This window comes from Pantoea sp. S62 (genome assembly GCF_016658625.1).
Classification (GTDB): Bacteria; Pseudomonadota; Gammaproteobacteria; order Enterobacterales; family Enterobacteriaceae; genus Pantoea; species Pantoea vagans.
Map to the genome: position 1 here is coordinate 41,752 of NZ_JACVVI010000014.1, position 21,776 is coordinate 63,527.

The following is a 21,776-nucleotide window of genomic DNA, read 5'->3' on the forward strand; positions in this document are numbered from 1 at the left end:
ATGGGTATTACTGCAAAATTCGGGATTTTCATGATTATTGCAGCCAGCACGCTTGCCGGCTGCTCCACAAACAAAGATGAAATGCTGCCGCCGGGCAACAGCAACATGCTGGAGCTGTGGAAAGGCACCGACGGTGAATCAGGTGTATCGCGCGGCAGTGAAGCACGCAGCACGCTGCGCCGTGGTCTTACTGACAGCGAACAGCAGGCCGCACTCCACGACGATCGTAGCTACAGCCGCACGCAGGAGTCCGAAATCAGCCAGCAGTTCCCTCGCCTGCCTAATCCTGACATGGTGATGTACGTCTTTCCTCATCTCGCACAGGGTAACACCCCCGTGCCGGGTTACAGCACTGTTTTCCCCTTCTATGACCAGACGCAGTACGCCATGCCAGGCGAACGTACGGAGGCGCTGTAATGTTCGGACTCTTTAAAGGGAAATCCTCTAAAAAAAACCATCACTTATCTGACGTTTCTGAGCAGGCCGGTCCGGAGCCCGTTGTCCGTCCCGGCAAAATGTCACAGGCCGATGAAAAACGCGTTTATTTGCATAATCCGTCCATCGTTGATTATCTGCCGTGGGCAGAATTTCTGGATGAGGAGCAGTGCCTGCTGCTTGACGATGGTATCTCCGTGGGGGCCGTCTATGAAGTGACGCCGGCGGCAACCGAAGGGCGACCTGACGAGCGTCTGGAGCAGATCCGTGACGTGGTTGAAGATGCGCTGCAGGACAGCTTTGACGATCTGGCGAGCAACCCGTGGATCGTTCAGTTCTACTGTCAGGACGAGAATAACGTTGATGCCTACCTTGACCGTCTGCGCGGTTACGTAAGACCGCACGCGCAGGACAGCGAGTTTACCGAGGCATGGCTTAAAGAAACCGAGCAGCATATGCGCGGGATTGCGCGCCCTGAAGGTCTGTTTGAAGACAAACTGATCACCGGCCAGCCATGGCGAGGGCAACAGCGACGCACGCGGATGGTTATCTACCGCTGGGCGACTAAAAACAGCGTTGATTTGATGTCACCTATCGGCATGCTGAATCAGGCATGCGAGCGCCTCTGCAGCGCTTTTTCCAGTGTCAATATTAACTGCACACGCCAGAATGGCTTGCAGGTTCACGCCTGGCTGCTGCGGATGTTCAATCCCGCGCCAGAGGGCATGAATAAAGAAGCATTTTACCGCGCGGCAGCCTATGAAGACAGCCGCGACACGCCTGCAGGCATGATACCTGTAGAGAATGATTTTGCCGAAACCCTGCTATTCACGCCACCACGCTCAGATGTCGAAAACGGCGTGTGGTGGCTTGATAACATCGCCCACTCAGCCATTTCCGTGGAGCGCCTGCGTAAACCCCCTGAGCCAGGCACACTCACCGGCGAAAAGAGCCGGGGTGAAAAGAAAATCAACGCGCTGATGGACACTTTCCCCGAAGGCACCATGCTTTGCATTACGGTCGTTGCAGAGCCGCAGGACACGCTGGAAGAGAAGTTTAACCGCCTGGCGAAAAACGCCATCGGCGAGAATACCGAGTCCGGTCGCGTCCGCCAGGACGTCGCCGCCGTCAAGGAACTGCTGGGAAACCGCCACAAACTCTATCGCGCGGCAATCACGTTTATCCTTCGCGCAAAAGACATGCCCGAAATGCATCGCAAGCGCATCGAGCTCAGCACAGTACTGCTGAACGAAGGGCTGCAGCCGGTACGTGCTGAGCATGAAACCGGCCCGCTTAACACCTGGCTGCGGGCGCTGCCCATGTGCTTTAACCCGCAGCATGACAGGAAAAACTGGTATACCCGCCTGACATGGGTCCAGCACATTGCCGGGCTGCTGCCCGTTACCGGCCGGGAAACCGGGACCGGTAATGCCGGATTCAGCTTTTTTAACCGTGGCGGCGATGTGCTGGACTTTGATCCACTGAACAAAGATGACCGCTCCCAGAACGCGCATATGCTGTTGTTCGGCCCGACCGGCGCGGGTAAATCCGCCACGCTCTGCTCAATGCTCTGTCAGCTGATGGCAGTGCACCGCCCGCGCCTGTTTATTGCAGAAGCCGGTAACAGTTTCGGGCTTACTGCAGACTACTTTGAAAGTCTTGGTCTTACGGTTAACAAGGTCAGCGTCAAACCCGGCAGCGGCGTATCGCTGCCCCCCTTCGCTGATGCACATAAGCTATTTGACGGCGATGCGCCCGCTCCGGCAATTGATGAGAGCGATCTTCCGGACATTGAGGACGATCCGGATGATGATGAAGAGGATGGCAAGCGCGACATTCTGGGCGAAATGGAGATTTCTGCCCGAATGATGATCACCGGCGGCGACCCGAAAGAAGACGCCGCGCTGAAACGTGCCGACCGCGCCATGATCCGCGAAGCGTTGATTATGGCCGCGCGTAAAACTATGAAAGAAGGCCGTCAGATGCTGCCGGGCGACCTGCAGAAAGCGCTTAACGCCATTTCACTGGAGACTGAAAGCGGCAACGGACAGGTGCGTAACGAAACCCGGCGGGCGAAAGCGGCTGAAATGGCCGAATCCCTGGGCATGTTCACGCAACAGGGGAGCTTTGAGGCAGAGCTCTTTAATCAGGAAGGTTCTCTGTGGCCGGAGGCTGACGTTACGCTGATTGATCTCGCGCATCTTGCTCGTGAAGGGTACGAGGCGCAGATGGCGCTGACGATGGTGTCACTGACCAACACCATCAACAACATTGCTGAACGTGACCAGTACCTTGAACGCGACATCGTTTTTACCGTGGATGAGGCGCACGTTGTGACGGTTAACCCACTTCTTGCCCCCTATATGACCAAAGTGGTCAAGATGTGGCGTAAGCTTGGCGCATGGCTATGGCTTGCCACACAGAACCTTGAGGATTACCCGAACGCTGCCGGCAAGATGCTTAATATGGCGGAGTGGTGGATCTGTCTGACGATGCCAAAAAAAGAGGTGGAGGATATTGCCCGATTCCGGACGCTTTCAGAAGAGCAAAAAGCCGTACTGCTTTCCGCCAGTAAGCTGTCGCGGTGCTATACCGAAGGCGTGGTGCTCTCGAAGAAAATTGAAGCGCTGTTTCGCGCTGTTCCGCCCAGCCTTTACCTCGCGCTAGGGATGACAGAGAAAGAAGAAAAAGCCGAACGTAAAGCACTGATGCGTAAACATAACTGTTCTGAGCTGGATGCTGCTATTCTCGTAGCGAAAAAACTGGATCGTCTGCGTGGATTGATGACGGAAGATGCGGCCGGGATGCCCGAACACAATGATAAGAGAGAGATGCTGACCGCATGATTAAGCTCAAGTATGCGCAACCTCTGACCCAGCGCCCTGCGCCGGATGAAACGCCTGTCCCTGTTATGTTCAGCCTGCACCCGCAGGGTGAACCCGCGATGACAGTGACGACGTCTGAGCGCCTGGCAGCGATGGAAAATGCACTGCGGTCACGACTGCTGCCACCGGTTATGATCACCTGTAGCCCTCATCGTATCGGCAAGAGCAGCTGCGTGTCAGTTCATCTTGAGGACAGCAGGGGCAAACGTGCGGACATTCTGCTAACGCAGGAAGGTCGCGCAGGACTTCCCCTTGACCACGAATTTGATTCGCCGCGCTGGCATGTAAACGTACCTGATGCCGCAGATATGGTTTACCTGACACTCTGGATCAACAACATTTTTTTGAAATGAGTTCAAAGTCAGTGTATAACCGGCCTGAAGGCCGGTTTTTTCGCTTAATGGTCGGGAATCGTATGCAATAATGCCCAATATGATTACACATTGTTTGAGGAATAGTTGAATTCATCTTGCACCGATTATATTTCATATAATACATCTTCACTTAAAGATAAAAGATGGGACTATAAATCAGCATGTGCCATTCTTTTGACATTCATTCACTGGTACCCATTCGCCAATAGGCTCTGTTCTGTCTGTTGAAAGAAGCTGTAGCACTCCCGCATTATATTTTCCAGAGATTCCAGAAAAAGGGATTTTTTTACCCTCTTGGAAAACACCGTCATAAATAATTTGCTTTTCCCCTCCAGTTAAAGAAATAAGCGCTACAGTCACTCTGCCGCTTGAACAGTATGCTTCTGTAATAACATTATTTTTCCAGCCTTCATCATTAAGGCTGGATGGTTCGCTTGAAGTTAGCCCTCCTGGCTGCGTACACTTTTCACCCGGGATTGATACACCAGTCATTTCTCTGCCTCCCGAATTTCCACCTGATGGTGGGATATAGAACGTGACTGAAAAATGATAGTCATGATGTTGTAGGAGAGGATGAAAGAAGCCATAGATTTGAAACCTGAATGAATTCAGGACGGGGTAAATATTTTGGGAAACAACATCACGATATGCTTCCATAACTGCATCACTAGTGCTGGTAAGTATGGAGGTGATGATGAAAGCGGCGGCCAAAAAGATCCGTGCCCGAATTTTTTTTCCATTTTGAATGCTCATTAACTTCGATGTTCCTTCAAGAATAATATTGCTAGAATTTATCAAAATCCTCTGTCGGCACAAAGCTGCTCACAGTTTAACCCCATGATTGCAGTGATGACACAATCAACAACCGCTAACTGGATCACTAACCCCTGCCTTAGTAATTTTCAAAATCGGAAAAAGAGTTTACTGCTGAAAGCCTGACCATGCGCTGCCACTCTGACGGCCTGTTACCGTAACGGAGATCCGCTATGCGACTCAGGCTACTGCACTCACTTTTCCTATTTATACCGTTTCAGCTGATGGCCGGCACTGTTGTGTATACCGATGCCGAACATCCCCCTCAGAATCTGACTGAAGAAAGCTCGGTTGTCTGGCTTGATGGCCCCGACCGCCTGCAGGACTCCATTTTCGGCCAGCTGGCAGCCGATCCGCAGATGGCCGCTCAGCAGGCCCGCGAAATCACTCAGTCGCCGCAATGGCCTGGACAGCAGGAGGAGATTGCTCAGGCATACCGGCAGGTTGTGCATGCCTGGGAGATCGGGCTACATAAGTTTCCCTCCGTCGTTTTCGATGATCGGGATGTGGTTTATGGCACCTCCGACGTTGCACAGGCTGCCACGCTTCGCAGCCAGGGGGTTAAATGATGCGTTTATCCCCCGGAACACACTTCAGCGCCGCAGGTGTTGCCACCGTGCTGATAGCAGCTGCGGCTCCGGCCACGGTTTCTGCCATTAATACTGCCGGCATCATTGCCAGCGCCATCACCCAGGACTGCATCAACTGGCGCGTCAGCGGCATCTGTTACTGGCTGATGTGCACGCCCTTTGGCTGTTCGGTGAAAACCTCCGTTAAGGTGACGCACTTCATTCCTGAAGTGGTGGTATCTACCTACACCGGTCCGGGCGGGAATCCCTGGACAGAAATGGCGTTTATGAGCGGCGCGTCCAATACGATCGATAACGCGCTAACCAGCGGTGCGCCAGCCGGCGGCGGTAACGCCGCCGATATCAAGACGCCCGGACAGCGCAAGTCGAACATCAAATTCAAGTACGCCGATGCGATAGGCCACCCTGCCACCTCGGTTATTGGCGGCAGCATTGCCGGTTATTCGTGCGATACCGCCGCCATGCCATTCAATCCCTACTTTCTGAGCACGCTGGATTCACTTGTCTGGCGGTCGGGACTGCCTGAATCGCTCTATCCCGAGGCGCTGGTTCCCGGCCAGCGCGAACTGGGCAGCCAGGCCAGCGTCAACATGTGGGGCAACATTTATCCCCGCTCCGGCTTCGTCAGCCAGACAGACGATGACAAAGCCTCCGCCGTGGTCGCGCAGCGGGTCGCCGACATTATCACGCGCTCCGGGCAGCCTCACGTTTATCAGATACTGAAGGGCACGCACAAAGCCGGCTACTGGCCGCCCGGAGAGGTGAAAGAAAACACGGGCACGGCGAATCATAAATGGCAGCGCCTGTCGCCCACGCTCTCCGCTTCCTGCGCCGTCTTTCCGGACGGCGCGTATCCCATCGCTCAGGACGGCAACGAAGCCTATGCGCTATGGCAGCCCTACAGCTGCTGCAAGCGCCGGGGCCAGACCTTCCTCTATTCAACTGACTTCTGAGAGGCACAATGTCACCAGTTCAACTTAAATCGGCCGCGCTTGCGCTGTGCATCGCGTCCGCAGCGGCATCCGCGCAGGCGGCTGATGATAACCAGTCCGGCGCATTCGGTATTTCACTGCCCTCTGTGAATAACAGCGCCATAGGCTACGGCAAGGACGTCAGCGGCGCGGTTTCTGACAAGCTTTACTATACACTCGGCGGCGGCTCTGTTATTTCACAGCCGGCAACGCGCAGCAGCATGCGTAAAATCGGTATGAGCGCTGGCTGGAGCAGCGACCTGATGTGCGGCAACTTCGACCTGAAAACGACGGTCGGTAATCAGCTCAACGGGGTAACAAACGGCTTTAAAAACCTCATGGGCGATGTGGTGCAGAACGCCACCGGTGCCGTCGCCAGCCTGCCGGCAATGATTATCCAGCGTGCCAATCCCGGCCTGTACGACATGCTCACAAACGGCGTGCTGCAGGCAAACGTCTCTTTTGATAAAGCCCAGCTCAACTGCCAGAACATGTCGAAGCGCATGATGGATTTTGCCGGCAATAACAAATGGACGCAGGGCGCGGTAATGGATGAGTACCGATCGCTTGTTAACAGTGGAGACGCTGATGCTGTCCGCGTGAATAACTCAGCGGACAAGCTGCAGGGCAACTCAGGCCAGAACTGGATCGGCGGACAAAAACGGGGCGGGCAGGGGCAGAAGGCCATCCGGCCAACGCATGACTTAACGGCCGCAGGGTTCAATATGATGAACAGCCTGCCTGTACTGAGCTCTGACCCAGTCAGCAGCAACAGCTGCAACGGGGGAGCCTGCGGAAAATATGCCAGCGCTGAAGAAGCGGCCAAAGCCGTGGTGCAGGTAGTAGGGGACAGCTCCCTGCGCACCTGCAGCGACGCATCTCAGTGTACCAGCGGCGATGACGAACAGCAGCCGGGGGCTACTCAGGCCGGCACCGGCTTTGCGCCGATTCTGGAAGAGACCACCAAAGAGAATACTGAACAGCTGGTCAAACTCGTTAACGGCGCCGAGCAGCCCAACGCGACGAACCTGGCAAAACTCAAAACCGGCAGTTTACCCATCACTGCAGGCGTCATCAGAGCACTGCAGAGAGATCCTGACAACGCCGCCCTGACCGCCCGCCTCGCCGGCGAGCTGGCGATGGCGGATACGGTTGAAACCGCGCTGATTATGCGCCGCATGATCGTTACCGGCATGTCAGAGCCTAACGCTGCCGCGCAGAATGCGGCCATTGAGGAAGGCGATCGTCGCGTTGCGGCCATCGATCGCGAGATCACCGCATTACGCAACGAAATGGAGCTCAAGCGCGAGCTGTCCCGCAATTCTGTGCTCACCATTATCGATCGGGAAAACGGGCGCGTTAACAGTAACCCGCAGACGCAGAGCGATGACAGCACCGACAACCGTATTAACCGTCTGGCCGTTCCTGAGACGGAAAGCAACTGATGAGAGCGCAGCCTGTGAAAACCGAAAACGGGGCGCAACGCGCCTCATTTTTCCGCCGGCACCCCGCGCTGTTTCGTGTGCTGTCTACTGCCGGCGCTCTGCTGGCATTCCTCCTGGCCGGGCTCATCGTCGCGGACCGGGCTATCAAAGATTCTGCTCAGGCCGCTGCATTTAGTGACTGGATGGAGCATGCCCGCTATGGCTGGCTGATATGGCGCCTGGCGGTTTATGGTGCGCTGGCGTGGGGTTTTGTGAAAGTATTTCGTGCGCCGGGCTTCGGCCCGCAACACCGCCAGCCTCTTATCCGCATTGCGGCTGTCAGCGTCATTTTTGCCGTCGTCTGTGAACTGGTGCTGCTCGGCGGCACGGGAGCGTCATGATGCTGACTAACAGCTACCTGGAATATTTCCTTACCCTGCTCGGCTGGGTGGTTAACAACGGACTCTGGAATATTCTCATCACAAGCGGCCTGTTTGCCGCGCCTGTGGCTTTCCGGCTTATCGGCATCTGGCTGAAAGTACGTGAGGAAGGTGAAGATGAGGGGAATAAAGGTGCTCTGTCCATACCCCGCATGGAACATGCGATTTACACGTCTTTTCTGGTGATGATTGCCTGCTGTATGCCGCTGATGAACGTCGATATGAGTACGATAAAATATGACACAGCGCGTGCGCAGAGCTGCGGGACGTGGACGCCAAAAGCGCCCGATGACACGGGATATTCACCGGTCATATCGAGCATTAACGATCAGACGGCTGCCGCGCCGGTCTGGTGGTATCTGATTCACAAGCTGGCGAAGGGCATTACGCAGGCGTCTGTTGCCACAATCCCCTGCCGCCCGGACATGCGTCAGCTGCGCTTTGAGGTGCAGCACACGCGAATTAACAACAAATCTCTCGCGGAAGAGCTGCAGGACTTTACCAACGACTGCTATTCGCTCGCGCTGTATATGTGGAAACGTCAGGATCAGGGGCAGACAAAAGACAAAGCGACGCTGCGCGATATTGAGTGGATAGGCAGCAAAACCTTCCTCAGTAATTATTACGGCAGCCTGCAATCGAAAACGCCCCGAGCTGAATTTGCCTGGAACGAAGGCCGCGATAGCGGAAGGCCGGATACCGGCCGGGGTGGCTACCCGACCTGCAGCGAATGGTGGAATAAAGCGGATACCGGACTGCAGGCCCGCGTAGTCGAACAGGCTGACCCGGGATTGTGGACCCGTCTGTCGGCAGCCATGACGATGATTGGGGGAAACTCGGCAGACTATAAGGAGGCTATTATCCGCCGCCTGGTTAGCCCCGAGAGTCTGACAGTATCACAGGGCGGACACGTCTATGCCGGCTACGGAGGCAACGCTGATTTCACGCTTGATAACTCCGTAGCCCGCGTGGCTGCGATCGGCGGCACCGCGTTAGGCAGTCTGGCAGCGTTTCCGGCATTCGATGCCATGCGCCAGGCGCTGCCAATGGTGCAGGCTGTATTGCTTATGGCGGTGGTGGTGATTCTGCCGCTTATTCTGGCGTTCTCAGCCTATGAAATTAAGACCGTCATTACGCTCACGTTTGTGCTTTTTGCCCTTAACTTCCTGACGTTCTGGTGGGAGCTGGCTCGATGGCTCGACAGTTGGCTGCTAACAGCGTTATACAGTTCTGACACGCACAGCAGCTTTAACATGGCGGGTTTTCAGAACAGTTCGGATGACCTTATCATGAACTTTGTTATGGCCACGATGTTTCTGGTACTGCCAGCGTTCTGGATGGGGGCGCTGTCATGGGCAGGAATCAGAATAGGCAGCACTTTAGACGGTGCATTTAAAAGTGGAACCTCTCAGGTTCAAAAGAGTGGGGGAGAAGCTGTTGAGAAGGCAAAAGGGGCAGTGAAAATCTAATCAAACCGACGATTAGTTTAGCATCGACTAATCGTCGTCCTCTCTGTCTAACCTTGAAGCCGTTACCGTAATGTCGTCAGGACCGCTGTAGAAACCCTCTCCATCATTGCCGCTTCTGAATTGCCCGCCTGCAGCACAGGAGCTGTTAGATGACGTAGAATCCAAATCATCTGATCCACTTAGCTGGATGTGGCGAACCATATAAACAAAAGCAGCAACAATTATGATTACGGCGGCGAATGCAAATCCTGCAACGATGGCCAGCGTCATTAGTAAAAGAACAGAAACGGGCACAACAGATTTTCCTATCGATGCCGGTATCTTTTTCCTTTCAGCCCAGGCAGCAAAGCGGTCATCAGCATCAAAGTAGACACGAGATAAGTGCTTCCAGACAGACGCAGCTTTTGTTCCGCGAGCATATGCGGTTGAACTCATACGCACCTCAATTGAATTTGTCTTAAGCTGACGATACCGAAAGTTAACCAGAATTGCACATTGAGTAAAGACACCAGCTTATAGTTACAACACACATTAATACTCCTATTAACACCAACACCGTGCAAAACCAAGAACCCCGCGCCCCTCTCCACCAGGACCCGCGCCGTACCTGCACCCCGGTTGCCCCTCCTGACCAGCCGCCGCCGCCCGGCCCGCAGGGCCGGATCAGTGGAGGCTGATAAATGAGTGTTGTAACTAGTGAGTGTAGAGTTGCTGTCAGTGTGCCGCTGGCTCTTTCTTTCGTCTGCGACCGGCTGGCTTCTGTGCGCCTGAATAGCCGCTGCTTGAACGGCGTCTGGCAGCTACCGTGTTAAGTTCCGTACCTGTCGCTAAAATTATATCTGACACCCCCCCAAGCGTCAGCAGCAAGCTGCCGCCGCCAAGGCCCCGGAAATCACGCCCATTACGTCGCACGCGCCGCAAAGCCCGCTCATCGAGGTTAAAGGGGTTACAAAAACTTCTTCATTGCTGGTAGCGGGGCCAGGCTAATCAGGGCAGAGGCTGAATTAGCAGATAATATACGTCATAAACCGGCTACGCCGGGCTTACGGTGCCGTTTATCATCTGAGTTACATGCACCGTCATCTGGTGCCTCCATGACGCTAACGCGTCATCCAGAAGGTGACTGCGCACTGCTCGCCCACCGGAGTCGCGTTGAGTAGGGTTTCCCGGGAAACATTATGTCCGCTGTGTGTCAAAGGCTGACGTGGCTTACATCAATGTGTACCGGTTGAGTAGGCACCAATTAAAAATTTTAGCGCTGTTATATGACGTAAAAACCGCTTCAATAATTTTAGTCACGCCCCTGGTGAGATCTCTTTCGGGGCGCTGTGATACAAACATGAATTATCCCCGCACCTTGGCTAAATAAAGTTTGATAAAAAGCCGTGAAGTTCCGTTAACTAATGAACCGCCTATGTGGGGAAGGACTAGGATTTATTCGTCTTTTTCAATCCTACTTGAAAGTGTTGATCACGGTAAATTCTAGGCGCGACGCCATAAACTCTTTTGAAGGCGGTACTAAAGGTACTCTCGGAACTGTAACCCAGCTTAAAACAAATCATTTTTACAGACTCACGAGTATATCTCAGGGATTTACTCGCAAGCCGCATACGCCAATTCGTTAGATACAGAAGAGGCGTTATGCCCGTTGCTTCCCTGAATTTTTTTGAAAAGCCAGCTCGTGACATACCAGATATTGCTGCCAGCTCAAGCAAGTTCCAGTTCTTTTCAGGTTCCTGATGAATTGCGCTAAGTACCTTGTTTATACGGGCATCACTGAATTTTTCGATGACTCTGCTGCCGTTAGATGACTTTTCATATCCACTTCTCAGGACCTCAATCATGATCAGATGCATAAGGTAGTCACAGGCCTGAACAGAACCTGGCTTATTTGCTACTTTTTCTCTAAATAACAGCGACATAAGCGTGCTCAGTGCAGAGCTCTCATCGGTCTGCGTATTAAAATGAAGAACAAGCGGCAGGCCGTTAAGAAGAATATCTGACGAAGTAAGATCAATTTCCATCTTTCCAGCCAGCAGTAGATTTTCGTCACCTCCATAGTTGACGGTCTCGCTGACGCGAGGCCTTTTTCCCTCAGAGGACTCAGCTGGGGGGCTGTTAAGGTCCGTCGCCATCAAAAAGCGGGCACAGCGGGTCAGAACGAGACCTTGCCCCGCACTTAACAGCGTCCACTCAGGTTTCGCTTCCAGCCTGAACCAGAACATCCCTTTTTTTATAAAAAGGAACTTGAGTCCATTATACCCGGGAAAAGACATAGCCCAGTGGTTGCCGGCGGAAAGACCTGCAGTGACATAGCTGCGTGCAGACAGCAGACTCAAAACATCAGAAAAGGGATCCATTAGACTCCAAGTAAAGTTTTTTAGACTATACATTATTAATATGCTAATCGTGCCATTGTAAAATAGCAATGCTTTTGGTCGATAAACGGAATCAATATTGGCTGAGAATTGATAACCTCTTTCTAAACTGTCAGGAAAATGCTCATGAAATTTACCACTCTCAATAATGGCGTTCAGATGCCTTTACTCGGGTTTGGCGTCTATCAGATGCGGGACTTGAAAGAATGTCAGGAAGCCGTTTTGGGCGCACTTCAGACGGGTTACCGTCTTATTGATACTGCTGCTGCTTATGAGAATGAAACCGCCGTTGGCGCAGCCATTCAGCAAAGCGGAATAGCGCGTGATAAATTGTTTATCACTACCAAATTATGGGTACAGGATGCTGGGTATGAAAAAGCCCGCAGCGCATTTCTGCGAGCGCTTGATCGTCTTAAGCTGGATTATCTGGATTTATACCTTATCCATCAGCCTTATTCTGATGTACACGGTGCATGGCGCGCCATGGAAGAGTTATATGATGAAGGCTTGATCAGGGCTATTGGCGTGAGTAATTTTGCTCCAGACCGATTGACCGATCTGGCAACCTTTAATCGTATTACGCCAGCTGTCAATCAGATTGAAATGCATCCTTTCTTGCAGCAGGGGCAAAACGTTGCGTTCATGCAGAGTATGAACGTACAGGCACAATCCTGGGCATCATTTGCTGAAGGAAAAAACAACCTGTTCAGCAATCCGCTGCTTGTCTCGATAGCACAGCTTTATAATAAAAGCGTAGCCCAAGTTGTTCTGCGCTGGCTGATACAACGTAATGTTATCGTTATACCTAAGTCAGTTAATCTGCCGCGCATCCGCGAAAACTTTAACGTATTCGATTTCTCAATCAGCGATGTTGATATGGAGAAAATCAGCCAGCTTGAAACCGGTGAAACGTTGTTTACCGCGCATACCGATCCTGAGCGAATTAAAACCGTTGGCACGAAAATTTTTAATACCTGAATTTCAATTCTCCGAAACTAAGCGGCCTTATAATGAATAAAAAATTTGTTGCTTCAATTTTGCCATTGATGGCCGCAGCTCTGCTGCAGCCAACGGTTTGCAACGCAGCAGAGATCTCGCTCGCCGATAAAGCAGCACGTCCTCCCATTGTGCTGACAGACATGGGTAGCCTGATGTTTGCGGGAAAAACCGAAACGGATAAAGATGGTAATACTTTCCATTACGATCATGGTTATGCTCAGTATTTTATTCCTCAAAGCAGTCATAGCCTTCCTGTAGTGATGTGGCATGGTGGAGGTCAATCAGGCAAATCGTGGGAGTCAACGCCTGATGGACGTGACGGATTCTGGCAAATTTTCACCCGCGCACACTGGCCAGTTTTTATAATTGACCAGCCGCGCCGTGGGAGGGCAGGAAGAACAGAACCGGCCCCCGCAGTATCAGATATTCCCACTGACCATAAAGAATCCATCGCATGGAATACGTTCAGGCTGGGTAAATGGCTCCCGCCTCAAAAACCGGCTTTTTTCAACGACTCTCAATTCCCTCAAAACGAGCGTGCCATTGAGCAATTTTTAAGATGGCAGACCCCCAATACCGGGCCGGAACCCTCACCGGATATTCAGGAGAGACAATTTATGGCAAAATCCATGACTGCTTTGTTGAAACAAACGGGACCTGCCATTCTGATGACTCACTCACTGAGCGGACAGTATGGATGGGAGACTGCAATGGAGTCTCCGAAATTGGTTCGAAGCATTATTGCTTTCGAGCCAGGGGCGTTTGCGTTCCCTTCGAATGACCTCCCTCAAAATGTTAAAACCTCAATTGCGTTTGTAGGAAAAGCAACAGCTCCGCAGGTTGTTTCCCCTGAGCGGTTTAGAGCATTAACAGCTATCCCCGTTATGGTCATCATCGGGGACAACGTTGTACGGTCTGAGAGTGAGATTTTTGGTGAGGAACTCTGGCGCGTTAATGAAATACGTGCGCAGCAGTTCGTTGATACTCTTAACCGACATGGTGGGCAGGCTACGCTCTTTATTCTTCCCGAGCATGGGATACACGGGAACACCCATTTTTCGTTTGCAGATAAGAATAATCAACGGATAGCAGATATTGTAGAAAACTTTCTTCACTCCAGAGCCCTGGACGGCACACAACAGTATCATTTTCATCAGAGAGTACAATGACAACATCAGACTCATCCGTTCCTTCCTAAACTGGCCAGTGGAGAAAGTTAAAATGCAGCGTAGAAATTTTATTAATGTAGGTAGTGCATTGCTGGGCGCAACAGTTTTAGGTGTATCCGCAACTGCAACTGCAACTGCAAATAAAGAAAAGAAAAACCTTAATAACCCCGAATTATCAGGAGGCCGAGAAATGACTAACAGATTCAGCGTTATAAAAGATGATGCAATTTTTATCTTTGCTGATTTACACCCCGGCCTTGTAAGTACATGTAATACGCTGCCTCCTGAGTTTTTGACTGCAAATGTGGGGGGGCTTGCAAAATGTGCAAAAGCTGTTTCCGCACCTTCATACTTTCTGACGGTTACTCAAAATGGTAAACCGGGAGAGCTGGTAGCTTCGCTCAGGGAATATGCCGATACGCACAACACCATTTTTCGTAAAATAGCCGACCCATTTCAGGTTTCCGAGATTACTGACGCCATTAAACATTCTGGCCGAAAAACCCTTATAGTGGCTGGCTACACTGCTGAAGTGGCTGTCTTACTTACATCCCTGGGAGGAATTCAGGCGGGTTACAATGTATTCATTCCTGTAGACTGCATCGGTAGCCGGTCTTCGAGAACAGAAGACGCAGCGCTCAGGCAGGCTGAGCAGGCCGGAGGTGTTATTACCTCTTTAAGCACTCTTGCTGCCCAGCTTGCTCCAGATTTTTCTCAGGAGCCCGGTAAGACAATTCTGTCTGTGATTACATCAATTAAAGCCTGACGCCTGTTTTATAGCAGAGCAGCCTTTGGGCTGCTTCGCATAAAACATAGTTAACAGCCAGCTATAATTAACCTGTAACATGTAAATCTTCTCGAGTTATATTTAAAAGATGTCGCAGTGTTGACGATATTCAGTGGCAGCTTTCATCATCATTAAAAGCTTATATTTTCTCCCTTTGATCTGCTCCCCACTGCTTAATAAACTTCGAGGTTAGCAATGTCCCCAGAACGCTCAAAGCGGACCTTATGCTTAACCCGGACAGGCCTGCGCCGGAAAAGAGGATTTAGGAAACGGATGCCATTTAACAAATAATTATAAATTTTCAGACACAGATATGATGGCTGCGAAGTTTCCTCTGTTCATACAAATGAATCATCATCATTGGGATTTTACTTACGAGCGAAACACTCGCTGACCCGAACCATAAAGGATTTGCTGGATACTTGCCGGAATCCCAGCAATGGTGCCCGCGACAGGGTGATGAAAGTGTCCTGCAAAAACAGCCAATGGCCGTTCAGGATAACTTCTTATTGGTTCCTGAGCTCACTCAGGCCCCTGCATATCGTTTCATCAAGAGTGGGTATACCGGAAGGAAGAATATGATGGTAAACAAACAGCAGAGCCGGAGCATCATCAGCCTCGCTAAGTCACTTTTCCAGCCATCTCATACGTTTCAAAAATAATCCGTAGCTCTGTTCGCTGACGGTTAAGCCCACGTCCGCCAGGTATATTACGCCTGCGTTATAGCTGAAGTGCGGCAACTTTCCCGATGAGTCAGGCAATCCGCGTTCGTTACCCCACGTCTGTCGCATACAGCTTTGATCGTCTGAATTACCGGGCAGCAGCAGGGTGGGGTAAGCCTGTTCTTCCAGCTTCACAGCTATCTGTACGTATCCCTCATCACAGCCCCCTTCCGTCAGATCACCACTCAGCCGGCCCCCTCTGTTCAAGCCACGACAACACGTGCCCGAAGCGCTGAAGATGATTATCATCGGGAGCGGAATGGGTATCTGTTATCTGTGCTATCAGCATGAATACCCCACGAAGAGCCGATTCCAGCAGTCAGTTCAGAATCAGATTTGAAACGTTTTCCGGATGTAAGTACGTCATAGTACCAATGAACCAGTTTTCGCATTACTGCCCCAATCGCCACCATTCTGGGCTTGCCTCGCTGTAAAAGCTCTTCATAGAAGCTGCGCATCCTCTTATTACAGCGTCTGGCACATAGTGCGGCTATATACAGCTTTGCGCGCAGCTGGAGTGATCCGTTTTTAGACATCCTGACTTTACCACGCACAGAAGTTCCTGATCTTTTTTCAACGGAGACTACGCGCATAAACGCAGTAACCTGGCTTACTGACTCAAAAACATGACTCCGCATAATGATAAACATGTTCATATTCAACTGATGACCAACGGCCAAGAGCGACACCAGAAGGTCATAGTGGTGCTGCAGCGATGCGTGCGTTGTGATGTGAGTTTCAATCAGCTGCTCAGTGGCTTTCACCTCTTCCCGGAGGAGCCTGACCATGCGCAGGTACGAGCTGATAACGTCAGCTGGCGTTTACGTGCTCTGATACTTCTCGAGCCGGTTCTCTTCGCATAAAGCGTCGCTCAGCAGCACATCGCGACGGCGAAGAAGTGCACTGAGATGCCTGACTTCAGCAGAAGGTAGGACCCAGCGGAGAGGGTTTTTCAGCAGGCATAACAGGCCAGCATATATGCATCGACTTATCCGTTTTGGTCAGAATGCTCATAACCCTGGCAAAATCCCGGCTGCGGTGCGGGTTAGCCAGCAAAACGTACGCGCCCGCCTCATGCTGGGACAATGCAAGCCGTTCGTGATATACGCCGGTTGCTTCCATAATCAAGTGAACGTCCTCAGGTCCGCAGTGCTGCAGGTGCAGCCAGCGAAATACATTGCCCGCCGCGCTGCGATCATTCTTTATCTTTTTTGTCCGTATACGCCCCTTCACTCCATCGTAAAGTATACAGATGTTCAGGGTACTTTTGCTTACGTCTATGCCTACAGGAAACATCATCATTCTCCCTCACCTTGACCGTCACGCCTGTTCGCCTTGTACATACGGAGTCGTGCTCCTGGTAACCGTTCAACAAAATGTGCTGGCTTGAAAGGTGAAGCGGAGGGCCGTAAGCTGCCAGACAGGATACGGTAATTTACCGTCCTCAGGGAATGGGCTGGCTCACTCCGCTTCATGTGATGGTAGCTAAGCACTACATAATGTTAGATACAAGGGCGTGGTTGAATTTGCAGGATATGAGGGGAAAGGGCGGCTGCGCCGAGCTACTGGCGCAGTTCGGCTGCAAAGTGATATGTAGCACCGGATGGCGTCTTCATGCCGCAGCGCGGCATACGGAAAGCCGGCTGCGCACTGCTCGTCAGTCTTAAATGCTCAAACGGAAACACTGATTAGTCTCTATGTCCGCTTTGTGCCAATAGCGGACGTTGCTAACATCGGCATGTACTAATCTGCAGAGATCAGTTAACAGTGCATAGCCATGCAGCCGCCCAGAAATGGTCACGGGAGTTTTTCACGATACAGGCATAAAAAGGTGCCGGAAACGGCCGGCTCACGGCAGAAACGCGCTGAGGCGCTCTGCGTAGGAAGGTCTAATAACTCTTATGTTAAATACGACACCCTGGGCAGCTAAGATGAAACCCGGCAGGCCTCTCTGTGCCGCCTTGCTTGTAGCGCGATGCATTTCTTTCCAAGATTAAGGGGATCGGTTCCTGCTGGTTCCGGTCGGGTAACAATTTTGAATCTTATCTCTGGTTCACCCCGCGAAAGATGGCGGGGTTTTTTGTGTGTTTCACCTGTTCGCCGGCGCTAAATTTTTATAAGCCCGACCGATAATCACACAGCCCACACCAGGGAAGTTAAACAATGAATCATTTTTACGGCTTCCTTCTTACGGGAGCTTTTTTCTGACAGCCGGGTTTTCCTTTATGGAAAGCTGAAAATGCTCAGGGAGCCGGTCATGCCAGATGGTGAGGATCATGCCTGCTTCTGTCACGGCATCATGAGGTTGGAGGAACGTAAAATTAGCGAAGCAGAAAAACAGGAAATCAGGGCGTTAATCGGCCAGGTGGTTCTGGAGCTGGTTGAGGACGGGGGAAGCAAGCAGCTACAGGACATCATCTGCTCGCTGTATCGCTTGAGCTTGCATACTGAAGACCCCGTAATCCGGCTGCGCTGTCAGAAAGCTATACGGATGCTGGCTGATAAGATGCATTGATCGACACGACAACGCGCCTGCGGCCCGGGTTTTCTCTTTGAGGCCTTCTGCTGAAAAGGCCAAATCCTTCCGGAATGAGAAACCTTAAGTCGTTACAGAACTTAAATATTTTCTGCCTGTCTAATCATTTACAGAGATATTCCTCTGTAACGAATTTCCCCCGCCCTGAGCGGTTTTTTTTGTCCTGAAAACGGGCGTGTAACCTGCCGGTATGAGGCGACGCCGGAACCTGTTAACACTAAGGCATGAAGAGCCGTCTCGCCCGTTTTTGTCATGGACTTGCAGGAGAGACAGGTGGGTTAGCCTTCTTTGTTGTAGTTCGCGACCGGAATGTTATGTTTAATGTTATGAAACTTCAGTCGTCATCAGTAAATGTCTGCTGTTCGCTCATAGCGAACTTTAAGCGGTAGCCGGGATTTCCCTAACCGTTTGCCATCACGGTGTTGATGGGGACGAAACCCGGCAAGGTAGCTATAATTTAGCTAAGAGAGAAAGTGGAAAAACGGCAAGGATGCATGCAAAACCACGAGTCTTTTGACTGCTTAATCAGTCATTTGTTGTTGGAAGCAGGGCGATAATTTTTTTATCATGCCCCTGAAAAAAACGGCCCTCCCAAGGCCAAAATTTGGTGGTAGAGTTTCTTTTGTTTTTATACTGTATTCATATCTTGGTACTTCTCTGCTTTGCCACAAGCACAAGCGGCTAAATAATAAATTTATTTACGCTTAGCTCACATACTTGTTAAACAGCCCCCATTTCTTTAGTTCTCGCGTATACAGTTGAATCCCCCGGCAGAAAACCTGAGGTTACTATGTCTGAACGTCCCGATCCTGATTATATAGAACCGGTGCCTGACGAAGCTGAAGGCCCGGCTTACCGTGATGAAGACGATGAGGAAGAAGAACAAGACGAAACAGATGACAAAAATCCTTTCCATGAAGATGTCGATTTCCCAAATCCAGCGAAAGATATCTAAAACCGCCTCCGGTCGGTTTTTTACTGACATCGGTAATGCCCATGAGGCCTGGGTCATTCCTGGCGTTGAAATAATTTCGCAGCACCAGACGGGAAACATAAAGAAATTTTCTGGAATTTTGAGACATTTGCTCTCGAAAGGAACCGGGTGCTTCAGAAGGCATATCTGGATACCTGAAAGAGCACTCAGAAAAATGGCCGGGCTGCTCAGTGGCGAATTTGCGCCAGCTCGTCTTCTGTCAGGCCTGTCATCTGCATGACGATATTCTGGTCAAGGCCATTCTGCAGCATGGTTCGCGCAATTTTCAGGGTTGCTTCGCGCTCGCCCTTTTCAATACCTCGCTGCTCGCCAAGCTGAATCCCCTCCTGGCGTCCTTCCATGCGCCCTTTCTCAATGCCCTTCTGCTCGAGCTGCTGTGCAATGGTCATGAGTGCGTCTCCGTGTTGCGGCACACGCTGTGCCAGTTCGCGAACGAAGGCTTCGGAGTCGGCCGACTCTCCCGCCTGTAGTAAATAGTGTATCAGCACTGTCACCTGAGATGAAGAAAGATAGTCCGCCATCAGCAGCGTAGCCAGCCGATCGGTCAGAGTAGCCATGTCACGCTGATGGATATGCTTTTGCAACAGGGTGAGCGCCGCCATGCTGCGATGGTTCATGATGTCATCGTCAGGGATAACGGTAATGTCTGTCAGAGGAAAGGCGCTTCCATATAGCTTCTCAGCCACTGCCGGATCGTCGAACTCATCCAGCCAGCGGGTGGAGTACGGATACGGGCTGCGTTTTCCGGTATAGAACAGCACGGGTATCACCAGCGGCAGCGTCTTATGACCAGCCTCAATATGGCGCTGCATGGCGGCAACCGCATAGCGCATCAGGCGAAAAGCCATATGCCGGTCCGGGGAGGACTGGTGCTCGATGAGCACGTGAACGTAGCCGTCTCCGACAGTAGTCTTCAGGCTGTAAAGGACGTCACTGAAGTACTGCCGCAGGTCATCCTCTACGAAAGAGCCAGACTCCAGCTTCAGGGTGCTGAGGTCGCAGAGTGCGCGCAGCTCTGCCGGAAGGTGAAGCTCCATAAAGTCCCGGGCAATCTCCGGCTGCGTAAGAAACTGCCTGAAAGTCGCGTCGTGAGGCGTGGGCGTGCTGTTTTTCTTCTTCATCCGTACTGACTCATTAAATGACGCGAATATAATACCATGACAGCAGAAGCGCTGTGCGAGGAACCACTTTTCGAAACTGTTTGATACTATTTGCGTTAAAATAACCGCTCTGTGCATTTACGGGGAAAATCTGCAGTGTCATTGACAGAAAAGTCTGGTCATCTGGCGTGGTGCGCCCTGATCGCGCTGGCCATGGCCCGAAAAGACGGAACCGTACGTTCCGTCGCACAGGAGAACTTCTTTATTACTCGCTGGCTGTCTACTGCCCTGAAGCAACATCGCTTTCCCAGAGATGTCGATCCAGACATTGAGTGGCTGCTGAAACAAGGCCGTCAGTATGGCGTTAATGCGAAGCTGGCTGACAAGCTGGACTATCTATGGCAATCCTGTTCCGGCACGCTTACTGAACAGAACGCTCTCGGTCGCCTTACCTTTATAATGGAAGCCGCAAAAGATATGGGCTGGATTTACCGGTTGCTCACTGACAGGGAGTGGTCGGGACGTGACGCAATAAACCTGAATTCCAGTGTGAACGGCATATTTGTCTCGCAAACCAGCCTGGCCGCGGCGTTTGACGCCGAAGGCCGTCAGGTAAACCCACTTAAAGCGCGCCTTACAGGAAACGTAGCTGGCCTTGAGCAGCTTTTTGACCGCTGTGGATGGAAGTTTGTCACAGAGCACAATGATGAGCTAAAAAATCTTTTTACGCTACATACTGAAAATTAAGGATAAATTAGCGACTATACAAGATAAGTCATGCTGAATAACATCTGAAACAGGCCAATAAAACGGCATCTGCTGATTACAGTGGATAGCATACAAAGAAGAGAGTAGGGTGCATAAACAGCGGTGAGTAAATATATTTCGTTACAGCGTAACGTTTGTGTAAACACGAGGTGCGCATAAGAGAGCCATTAAAGGCACCAGTACCTGTAGCCGCTTCTCACCAGGCGGGAAAGTAGCATTACCCGCCACGAACATGCTTTATGAGCCCCCGCTAAATAGACACTGCTCCACATTTCGTTCAGTCGCTGGCGTTGAGTTGTCAGAGAACCTTATGCATCTGAAGCCAGTCGATATTGCTCATTTCCCGTTTTCCAGGCCATTCGCCATTGTCCTGGTGCACAAATCTGGCTGACCCCAGCTAAAACTTACAGGCAGTGCTACGTAAATTCTGAGAAAGAAGCAGAGGGTAACCCCGCCAGAATTCACGTAGCGCTGCCCGCTTTTCGTACAAAAACTGTCAGGCCGGGCAGGATCTATCAGCGGCAAGGATCCCGCACCGGATCCTGACTTCATATAACCCTAATTATATAAAGTTAGAATTTTGCACATGAGACCAGTAGCGGCAGGGCACAGATAGACGGGATTACGGCTGATAAGTCTCTAAATATCTGAAAATTATGACTTGCTCAATGCGCGGCGCAGAGGTGTGAAGGCAGGGCTGACAAGGACATAATTACATAAGTTTATAGTTTTGGTTGAAGGTTGGTCAGTCATCTTGGTAACTCGAAATTGTACGCATCAGAAAAAGATAATATATTCGAATTTCCTTTTATAATATGATTTTAATGTATTTTGATTCACTTTTATGTCGCTTTGATTCACATATTCCTACTTTGATGCAAAATTTTTATGCGAAGGTTGCATGTGACAGAAGCGCTCTCTA

General features: G+C 51.2%; 18 protein-coding genes and 1 pseudogene. 14 read left to right on the plus strand and 5 right to left on the minus strand.

Features of this window, described 5'->3' with window-relative positions; translation table 11 throughout:
• Genes IBT54_RS18270 through IBT54_RS18280 form a run of 3 tightly spaced genes read left to right on the plus strand, consistent with a single transcriptional unit; the run spans position 1 to position 3,673 of the window.
• Positions 1–417, plus strand: coding sequence for a TIGR03751 family conjugal transfer lipoprotein (locus IBT54_RS18270; RefSeq protein ID WP_166935535.1), 417 nt, complete (start codon positions 1–3; stop codon positions 415–417).
• A complete protein-coding gene (locus tag IBT54_RS18275; protein ID WP_201252638.1) occupies positions 417–3,281 on the plus strand; it encodes a conjugative transfer ATPase in 2,865 nt (954 codons plus the stop codon). Before IBT54_RS18270 ends, IBT54_RS18275 begins: the two co-directional genes overlap by 1 nt.
• Complete coding sequence (locus tag IBT54_RS18280) at positions 3,278–3,673, plus strand: hypothetical protein (protein WP_201252639.1); 396 nt, start codon at positions 3,278–3,280, stop codon at positions 3,671–3,673. Before IBT54_RS18275 ends, IBT54_RS18280 begins: the two co-directional genes overlap by 4 nt.
• A gap of 177 nt (positions 3,674–3,850) precedes the next feature.
• Here IBT54_RS18280 and IBT54_RS18285 read toward each other — a convergent pair whose 3' ends face one another.
• A complete protein-coding gene (locus IBT54_RS18285) occupies positions 3,851–4,447 on the minus strand; it encodes a hypothetical protein (protein ID WP_201252640.1) in 597 nt (198 codons plus the stop codon).
• 233 nt (positions 4,448–4,680) lie between these two features.
• Here IBT54_RS18285 and IBT54_RS18290 point away from each other — a divergent pair, with 233 nt between their 5' ends.
• From IBT54_RS18290 to IBT54_RS18310, 5 genes are read left to right on the plus strand one after another with little or no spacing between them, the layout of a single operon-like run.
• Positions 4,681–5,076, plus strand: coding sequence for a TIGR03757 family integrating conjugative element protein (locus IBT54_RS18290; RefSeq protein ID WP_201252641.1), 396 nt, complete (start codon positions 4,681–4,683; stop codon positions 5,074–5,076).
• Positions 5,073–6,050, plus strand: coding sequence for a TIGR03756 family integrating conjugative element protein (locus tag IBT54_RS18295; RefSeq protein WP_370585144.1), 978 nt, complete (start codon positions 5,073–5,075; stop codon positions 6,048–6,050). The genes IBT54_RS18290 and IBT54_RS18295 overlap by 4 nt, the downstream gene beginning before the upstream one ends.
• An 8-nt stretch (positions 6,051–6,058) precedes the next feature.
• Positions 6,059–7,513: an integrating conjugative element protein gene (locus tag IBT54_RS18300; protein WP_201252642.1), complete on the plus strand. Its 1,455-nt coding sequence runs from the start codon at positions 6,059–6,061 to the stop codon at positions 7,511–7,513.
• The gene (locus tag IBT54_RS18305) at positions 7,513–7,893 is read left to right on the plus strand and encodes a hypothetical protein (protein WP_201252643.1); all 381 of its coding nucleotides are present in this window, start codon (positions 7,513–7,515) and stop codon (positions 7,891–7,893) included. The genes IBT54_RS18300 and IBT54_RS18305 overlap by 1 nt, the downstream gene beginning before the upstream one ends.
• A complete protein-coding gene (locus tag IBT54_RS18310) occupies positions 7,893–9,401 on the plus strand; it encodes a conjugal transfer protein TraG N-terminal domain-containing protein (protein WP_201252735.1) in 1,509 nt (502 codons plus the stop codon). Before IBT54_RS18305 ends, IBT54_RS18310 begins: the two co-directional genes overlap by 1 nt.
• Positions 9,402–9,428: 27 nt before the next feature.
• Here IBT54_RS18310 and IBT54_RS18315 read toward each other — a convergent pair whose 3' ends face one another.
• Both IBT54_RS18315 and IBT54_RS18320 read right to left on the minus strand, forming a co-directional pair.
• The gene (locus tag IBT54_RS18315; protein ID WP_201252644.1) at positions 9,429–9,836 is read right to left on the minus strand and encodes a DUF3742 family protein; all 408 of its coding nucleotides are present in this window, start codon (positions 9,834–9,836) and stop codon (positions 9,429–9,431) included.
• Between the two features lie 992 nt (positions 9,837–10,828).
• Positions 10,829–11,761 (minus strand): AraC family transcriptional regulator, encoded by a 933-nt coding sequence (locus IBT54_RS18320; RefSeq protein WP_201252645.1) that lies wholly within the window; start codon positions 11,759–11,761, stop codon positions 10,829–10,831.
• A 144-nt stretch (positions 11,762–11,905) separates the two neighbouring features.
• Here IBT54_RS18320 and IBT54_RS18325 point away from each other — a divergent pair, with 144 nt between their 5' ends.
• From IBT54_RS18325 to IBT54_RS18335, 3 genes are read left to right on the plus strand one after another with little or no spacing between them, the layout of a single operon-like run.
• Positions 11,906–12,757 carry an aldo/keto reductase gene (locus IBT54_RS18325; RefSeq protein WP_201252646.1) on the plus strand — a complete coding sequence of 284 codons (852 nt, stop codon included), beginning with the start codon at positions 11,906–11,908 and terminating at the stop codon, positions 12,755–12,757.
• Positions 12,758–12,789: 32 nt separating this feature from the next.
• A complete protein-coding gene (locus IBT54_RS18330; RefSeq protein ID WP_201252647.1) occupies positions 12,790–13,947 on the plus strand; it encodes an alpha/beta fold hydrolase in 1,158 nt (385 codons plus the stop codon).
• A gap of 52 nt (positions 13,948–13,999) precedes the next feature.
• Positions 14,000–14,713, plus strand: coding sequence for an isochorismatase family protein (locus IBT54_RS18335; protein WP_236263490.1), 714 nt, complete (start codon positions 14,000–14,002; stop codon positions 14,711–14,713).
• Between the two features lie 988 nt (positions 14,714–15,701).
• On the opposite strand, the pseudogene IBT54_RS18340 reads toward IBT54_RS18335, so the two are convergent.
• Positions 15,702–16,752: pseudogene (locus IBT54_RS18340) on the minus strand (IS110 family transposase).
• Positions 16,753–17,713: 961 nt separating this feature from the next.
• On the opposite strand from IBT54_RS18340, the gene IBT54_RS18345 reads away from it, so the two are divergent.
• Together IBT54_RS18345 and IBT54_RS18350 are read left to right on the plus strand one after the other, a co-directional pair.
• Complete coding sequence (locus IBT54_RS18345) at positions 17,714–17,971, plus strand: hypothetical protein (RefSeq protein WP_201252648.1); 258 nt, start codon at positions 17,714–17,716, stop codon at positions 17,969–17,971.
• Between the two features lie 811 nt (positions 17,972–18,782).
• Entirely contained in the window at positions 18,783–18,947 is a 165-nt protein-coding gene (locus tag IBT54_RS18350; RefSeq protein WP_201252649.1) for a hypothetical protein, read from the plus strand.
• Between the two features lie 206 nt (positions 18,948–19,153).
• On the opposite strand, the gene IBT54_RS18355 is transcribed toward IBT54_RS18350, so the two are convergent.
• Positions 19,154–20,107, minus strand: a complete 954-nt coding sequence (locus tag IBT54_RS18355) for an Rpn family recombination-promoting nuclease/putative transposase (RefSeq protein ID WP_201252650.1) — start codon at positions 20,105–20,107, stop codon at positions 19,154–19,156.
• A gap of 135 nt (positions 20,108–20,242) precedes the next feature.
• Here IBT54_RS18355 and IBT54_RS18360 point away from each other — a divergent pair, with 135 nt between their 5' ends.
• Positions 20,243–20,833: a DUF2913 family protein gene (locus IBT54_RS18360; protein ID WP_201252651.1), complete on the plus strand. Its 591-nt coding sequence runs from the start codon at positions 20,243–20,245 to the stop codon at positions 20,831–20,833.
• Positions 20,834–21,776 lie beyond the last annotated feature (943 nt).

What these genes read in the sequence shown, in the direction of transcription:
- IBT54_RS18270 (WP_166935535.1), top strand. Translation starts at nt 1, where the DNA reads ATGGGTATTACTGCAAAATTCGGGATTTTCATGATTATTGCAGCCAGC.
- IBT54_RS18275 (WP_201252638.1), top strand. Translation starts at nt 417, where the DNA reads ATGTTCGGACTCTTTAAAGGGAAATCCTCTAAAAAAAACCATCACTTA.
- IBT54_RS18280 (WP_201252639.1), top strand. Translation starts at nt 3,278, where the DNA reads ATGATTAAGCTCAAGTATGCGCAACCTCTGACCCAGCGCCCTGCGCCG.
- IBT54_RS18285 (WP_201252640.1), bottom strand. Translation starts at nt 4,447, where the DNA reads ATGAGCATTCAAAATGGAAAAAAAATTCGGGCACGGATCTTTTTGGCC.
- IBT54_RS18290 (WP_201252641.1), top strand. Translation starts at nt 4,681, where the DNA reads ATGCGACTCAGGCTACTGCACTCACTTTTCCTATTTATACCGTTTCAG.
- IBT54_RS18295 (WP_370585144.1), top strand. Translation starts at nt 5,073, where the DNA reads ATGATGCGTTTATCCCCCGGAACACACTTCAGCGCCGCAGGTGTTGCC.
- IBT54_RS18300 (WP_201252642.1), top strand. Translation starts at nt 6,059, where the DNA reads ATGTCACCAGTTCAACTTAAATCGGCCGCGCTTGCGCTGTGCATCGCG.
- IBT54_RS18305 (WP_201252643.1), top strand. Translation starts at nt 7,513, where the DNA reads ATGAGAGCGCAGCCTGTGAAAACCGAAAACGGGGCGCAACGCGCCTCA.
- IBT54_RS18310 (WP_201252735.1), top strand. Translation starts at nt 7,893, where the DNA reads ATGCTGACTAACAGCTACCTGGAATATTTCCTTACCCTGCTCGGCTGG.
- IBT54_RS18315 (WP_201252644.1), bottom strand. Translation starts at nt 9,836, where the DNA reads ATGAGTTCAACCGCATATGCTCGCGGAACAAAAGCTGCGTCTGTCTGG.
- IBT54_RS18320 (WP_201252645.1), bottom strand. Translation starts at nt 11,761, where the DNA reads ATGGATCCCTTTTCTGATGTTTTGAGTCTGCTGTCTGCACGCAGCTAT.
- IBT54_RS18325 (WP_201252646.1), top strand. Translation starts at nt 11,906, where the DNA reads ATGAAATTTACCACTCTCAATAATGGCGTTCAGATGCCTTTACTCGGG.
- IBT54_RS18330 (WP_201252647.1), top strand. Translation starts at nt 12,790, where the DNA reads ATGAATAAAAAATTTGTTGCTTCAATTTTGCCATTGATGGCCGCAGCT.
- IBT54_RS18335 (WP_236263490.1), top strand. Translation starts at nt 14,000, where the DNA reads ATGCAGCGTAGAAATTTTATTAATGTAGGTAGTGCATTGCTGGGCGCA.
- IBT54_RS18345 (WP_201252648.1), top strand. Translation starts at nt 17,714, where the DNA reads ATGCCAGATGGTGAGGATCATGCCTGCTTCTGTCACGGCATCATGAGG.
- IBT54_RS18350 (WP_201252649.1), top strand. Translation starts at nt 18,783, where the DNA reads ATGTCTGAACGTCCCGATCCTGATTATATAGAACCGGTGCCTGACGAA.
- IBT54_RS18355 (WP_201252650.1), bottom strand. Translation starts at nt 20,107, where the DNA reads ATGAAGAAGAAAAACAGCACGCCCACGCCTCACGACGCGACTTTCAGG.